The sequence below is a fragment of the Leptolyngbya sp. FACHB-36 genome (genome assembly GCF_014695955.1).
GTDB lineage: Bacteria > Cyanobacteriota > Cyanobacteriia > Leptolyngbyales > Leptolyngbyaceae > FACHB-36.
Genome location: NZ_JACJPG010000337.1, coordinates 1 through 5,034, shown reverse-complemented (window position 1 = coordinate 5,034; position 5,034 = coordinate 1). Strand labels below are relative to the sequence as shown.

Sequence of the window (5,034 nt, the reverse complement as noted above, 5' to 3'; positions counted from 1 at the left end):
AATCGATTCAATCTGGCGTATTTGCATCTTGTAGAAGCGCTACCCGGACACATGCTGGCAGGCGAGGGAGAGCGCGTTTCGCCTTATCTGCGGCAGGTGTTCCAGAATACATTGATCCTCAACGGCGGCTACGGCGCAACGACGGGCGAGGCGGCGATCACCAACAATGAAGCAGATTTAATCGCCTATGGCGTTCCCTTTATTGCCAATCCTGACCTGCCCGAACGCTTCCAACTCAACGCTCCGCTAAACCAGCCGGACTTTCCAACGTTCTACGCTCACGATGAAAAAGGGTACACTGACTACCCAACGCTGAAGCAACTGCAAGCTGTCTAGCTACCAATTCGGAATTCGTAAGTCGGAATTCGGAATTGTAAATGCTTGATTGTGTCACTCAGAACTTACGCATTTGATCAAACCCTCGGAGGCTTAAGCCATGATGTCGGTCACGATGCTTGACTCCTGGTTAAAACCTCCGAGGTTTGCGTAAGTTCTAAATTTACCAGATCAAGCATAGAATGCTCTCGGACTACTTGATTGGGCAACTCAAGCATCTATCCGTTCGGATGTCCCTTGAGTAAGTCCTGACAATGACGGCACCGTTTACCACAATGGACGGTGGCTAGACGGCTCCGTAGCAATTAGCGTTAGCAATTACCTGAATACAGGTCATGGACTAAGCAGGTTAAATCAGGAGAACTTCCCATGATTGAGCTTTACTACTGGACGACGCCCAACGGTCATAAGGTTACGATGTTTTTGGAAGAGGCAGAACTGCCCTACACGATCGTTCCTATCAACATTGGGACGGGGGATCAGTTCAAGCCAGAATTTCTCCAAATTGCGCCCAACAATCGAATTCCAGCAATTATTGACCACGAGCCTGTCGGAGGCGGTGAGCCAATTTCGGTGTTCGAATCGGGCGCAATTTTGCTGTATTTAGCCGAGAAAACCGACAAATTAATTTCCAATGATTTGCACGATCGCGTGGAAGTGCTTCAGTGGCTGTTTTGGCAAATGGGCGGCTTGGGACCGATGGCGGGGCAAAATCATCACTTTAGCCAGTACGCTCCAGAGAAAATCCCCTACGCGATCGATCGCTACGTCAACGAAACAGGACGCCTGTATGCGGTGCTGAATAAGCGATTGAACGATCGCGAATTTATCGCAAGCAATTTCTACTCGATCGCGGACATCGCCGCGTATCCGTGGATTGTGCCCTACGATCGCCAGGGTCAAAACCTGGACAACTTCCCTCATCTGAAGCGCTGGTTTGAAGCCGTTCAGGCACGTCCAGCCACGGTTCGCGCGTACGAAAAAGCCGATGCGTTCAAGAATCAGGCGCTGAATATCGAACAGTCGCGAGCCATGCTGTTTAATCAGTCTGCCAATACGATTCGGTAGGGGTGGGGAGTGAGGAGTCGTGGTAAGCCAGTGTGGATCGAGACAACAATGGAGAGATCCAAATGGATTTACAGCTAGACAATAAAATTGCCCTGGTGAGTGGCTCGACGGCAGGAATTGGGCTAGCGATCGCTACTCAACTTGCTCAAGAAGGTGCATCGGTCATCGTCAATGGACGCACGCAAGAGCGCGTGACCAGCGCGATCGACCAGATTAAACAGACGGCGATCGATGCCCGCCCGACGGGGATTGTTGCCGATCTTTCGACGCAGGCAGGCTGCGAGGACCTGTTTCGTCAGGTGCCACAGGTTGACATTCTGGTGAACAACTTGGGCGTTTACGAGGCAAAGCCGTTTGAGGACATTTCCGACGACGACTGGAGCACGATTTTAGACACCAACGTGCTGAGCGGCGTGCGGCTGTCGCGGTACTATCTGCCCGGAATGAAGCAGCGCAACTGGGGACGCATTGTGTTCATTTCCAGCGAATCCGCCGTCAACATTCCCCAAGAGATGATTCACTACGGCGTCACCAAAACCGCGCAGGTTGCGCTAGCGCGGGGATTGGCAGAAACCACCGTTGCTACAGGCGTCACGGTTAACTCGGTCTTGGCGGGTCCTACGAAGTCAGAAGGCGTTGAGCAGTTTGTCCAAGGCTTGGCGACCTCGCAGGGCATTGATCCCGCTCAGGTCGAGCAGGACTTCTTCAAGCAGGTTCGTCCGTCGTCGCTGCTTAAGCGGTTTGCCACCCCGGAAGAGGTTGCTGCAATGGTGGCGTTTGTGTGCAGTCCGCTGTCGTCGGCAACCAATGGAGCCGCGCTGCGTGTGGAAGGAGGCGTGGTGCGATCGATTCTGTAAGCCATATCGACTGCAAGACAGCAGCCTGCCAGCCTACGCTTCTCTAGAACACGTTAACTAGTGAACTGATCGAAACTAGGCGGCTGTGGTAGACTTTCCACCAGCCCAACCCAACTTCGCAGAAGGTGACCTCGTCAGCAACACGACCAACCTTGCCACCCTGACTCAAAACGACGCGCTGGAAGTCAACATCTCGCTGCCGATCGAAAAAGCCCCACGTCTGGGAATTGGAACTCGCGTTGAACTCCTTAACCAGAAAGGACAAGTGCTCGGAACCAGCCGCGTGTTCTTCATTTCGCCCAAAGTCTCTAACGACACCCAGTCCGTGTTGGTCAAAGCGCGGGTCGAGAACAACAGCGGCAAATTGCGGGCGGATCAATTCATCGAAACCAGAGTGATTTGGAAGCGACTTCCCAGCATCTTGGTTCCCACCACCGCGATTTCTCGCGTGGCTGAACAGAACTTTGTGTTCGTAGCAGAGCAAGGTAAAGACGGCTTGGTTGCCAAACAAACGCCCGTTAAGCTTGGCATTATTCGCGGCAACGCCTATCAAGTAATGCAAGGACTGAAAGCGAATGATCGCATTGTCACTAGTGGCTTACTGAAAATTAGGGACGGTGCCGCGATCGTGCCAGAACAGCAGAATGCCCCCACCGAGAAGAAAAGCTGATAAGGGTTTGGTCATGCGTGATTAAGGCTTTATCATTCGTTTTGAGTAATGAATGACAGCAGCAAATGACGCATGACTCAAAACTATTCGCGGTTAGCGAATAGCTCCTATCCACTACCAACGATTAACCCCTATGACTCAAGCACTTGATCGGAATCTACAAACCCAGCCGCTCGACGTTCCCAGCGCGATCGTTCAGCGGCGAGCCATTAAGAACTTTAAGCCGGATGCGATTGCGCCAGAACTGCTGCGAAGATTAGTGGAACTGACGGTAGCAGCCCCAAGCAGTTGGAACCTTCAGGATTGGCGCATTGTTCTGGTGCAGGATGAGGCGCAGAAAAAAGCATTGGCAGAGGCGGCTTGGAATCAGCAGCAGATCCTTCAGGCTCCGGTGACGTTTGTGTTTGCGGCAGACCCAAATGCGTGGCAAGACCGAGAGCAAATCAACCAAATTGCCCTGGAAACAGGGGCATGGGCACAGCAGAACGTGGACTATTTCAACAGCGCCATTCCGCAATTTCAAGCAATGCTGGGCGACAAGACCCGTGAGTACGCGGTTAAAGACGCCGTAATCGCGGCAACTCATTTAGCGCTGGCAGCAGAGAGCTTCGGTTTATCAAGCTGTTTTATGAACGGCTGGATCGAAGACCAAGTGAAAGCGGTGATCGGAGCGAGCGATACGGATTTAGCGATCGCCGTTGTCGTTCCGATTGGATACGCTGCCGATCCGCGCGGAAATCCCGGTCGGCTGCCGTTTTCTAATAACGTGTTTGTCGATCGAGTCGGCACGCCCTACGAAGGCTAAACGCCCTGCCCGTTTCCACACTGTTTCTTAAGCTATTTGGAGCCTTCAACGATGATTAAAGCCTACGCTGCTGAAAGACCGGGTGCAGAACTGAAGCCGTTTGAGTATGACCCCGGACCGCTGGGTCAGGAAGATGTGGAGATAGCCGTGGAATACTGCGGTATCTGTCACAGCGACCTCAGCATGTGGCGTAACGACTGGGGAATGACGCAGTACCCGTTCGTTCCGGGTCACGAAGTTGTCGGCACGATCGCCGCTGTTGGCGAATCTGTGAAAAAGTTGCAGGTTGGACAACGGGTGGGATTGGGTTGGTACTCGCGATCGTGCATGCAGTGCGAGTGGTGCATGTCTGGCAACCAAAATTTGTGTCTCACCGCAGAAGGCACGATCGTCGGACGCTACGGCGGATTTGCTGACAAAGTGCGGGCGCATCAGGCGTGGGTTTCGCCACTGCCCGAAGACCTGAATCCAGCCGCCGCGGGTCCGCTATTCTGTGGCGGCATTACAGTGTTCAATCCGATCGTTCAGTTCGACATTAAGCCAACCGATCGAGTGGGCATTATCGGCATTGGCGGGTTGGGACATATGGCGCTGCGGTTTTTGCACGCGTGGGGCTGCGATGTCACGGCGTTTTCCACGACGCCCGACAAAGAAGCAGAAGCGCGAGAACTGGGTGCCAATCACTTCATCAATTCTCGCGATCCAGACGCGCTAAAGGCGGCAGAAAACTCGTTTGATTTAATCCTGTCCACCGTCAACGCCAACCTCGACTGGAGCGCTTACATCGCCACTTTGCGCCCGAAAGGACGCTTGCATCTGGTTGGTGTGGTTCCCGATCCGATCGCGAGCCAAGCCTTTCCCCTAATTCTGAGTCAGAAGTCAATTTCTGGCAGTCCGCTGGGCAGTCCGGCAACGGTGACTAAAATGCTTGATTTTGCTGCCAGACACAGCGTCGAGCCGATTATAGAAATGTTCTCGTTCGACCAGGTAAATGAGGCGTTCGACAAGCTCAGCAACGGCAAGCCGCGCTACCGAATTGTGCTGAAGCATTAGGGCTGTGATTAGTCGTTAGGCTGACTGACGAATCGTTTGCTCAAATGGCTGAAGACCTCTCCCAACCCCTCTCCGATGCGAAAACTATCCATTACGCAAAAGTGGGCGGAAGCTTTATCAAGCTTAGGCTTTAGCCGCAAGTTGTGCTCCTTGAAGTAAGTGATGCAATACTCCCATCCCTCGCCACAACGTTTTCAAGCCCGGCTCACCGTCTGCCGTACGAGCTAGAAAACCTCCAAGTTGAG

6 protein-coding genes and 1 pseudogene are annotated in these 5,034 nt (G+C 53.1%); 6 read left to right on the top strand and 1 reads right to left on the bottom strand.

What is annotated here, in order from left to right; genetic code table 11:
- From H6F43_RS09655 to H6F43_RS09630, 6 genes and pseudogenes are all read left to right on the top strand, one after another.
- Positions 1–336 (top strand): annotated as a pseudogene (locus tag H6F43_RS09655) (alkene reductase); the annotation flags it as partial.
- A gap of 369 nt (positions 337–705) precedes the next feature.
- Complete coding sequence (locus H6F43_RS09650; protein WP_190342574.1) at positions 706–1,404, top strand: glutathione binding-like protein; 699 nt, start codon at positions 706–708, stop codon at positions 1,402–1,404.
- Positions 1,405–1,466: 62 nt separating this feature from the next.
- Positions 1,467–2,261, top strand: coding sequence for an SDR family oxidoreductase (locus tag H6F43_RS09645; protein ID WP_190342573.1), 795 nt, complete (start codon positions 1,467–1,469; stop codon positions 2,259–2,261).
- An 85-nt stretch (positions 2,262–2,346) separates the two neighbouring features.
- Positions 2,347–2,931 carry an efflux RND transporter periplasmic adaptor subunit gene (locus tag H6F43_RS09640; protein WP_190342572.1) on the top strand — a complete coding sequence of 195 codons (585 nt, stop codon included), beginning with the start codon at positions 2,347–2,349 and terminating at the stop codon, positions 2,929–2,931.
- A gap of 133 nt (positions 2,932–3,064) precedes the next feature.
- Positions 3,065–3,736 carry a nitroreductase family protein gene (locus H6F43_RS09635; protein ID WP_190342571.1) on the top strand — a complete coding sequence of 224 codons (672 nt, stop codon included), beginning with the start codon at positions 3,065–3,067 and terminating at the stop codon, positions 3,734–3,736.
- A 51-nt stretch (positions 3,737–3,787) separates the two neighbouring features.
- Positions 3,788–4,789, top strand: a complete 1,002-nt coding sequence (locus H6F43_RS09630) for an NAD(P)-dependent alcohol dehydrogenase (RefSeq protein ID WP_190342570.1) — start codon at positions 3,788–3,790, stop codon at positions 4,787–4,789.
- A gap of 123 nt (positions 4,790–4,912) precedes the next feature.
- Here H6F43_RS09630 and H6F43_RS23055 read toward each other — a convergent pair.
- A partial coding sequence (locus tag H6F43_RS23055) for an IS4 family transposase (RefSeq protein ID WP_190342048.1) occupies positions 4,913–5,034 on the bottom strand: 122 nt, incomplete at its 5' end.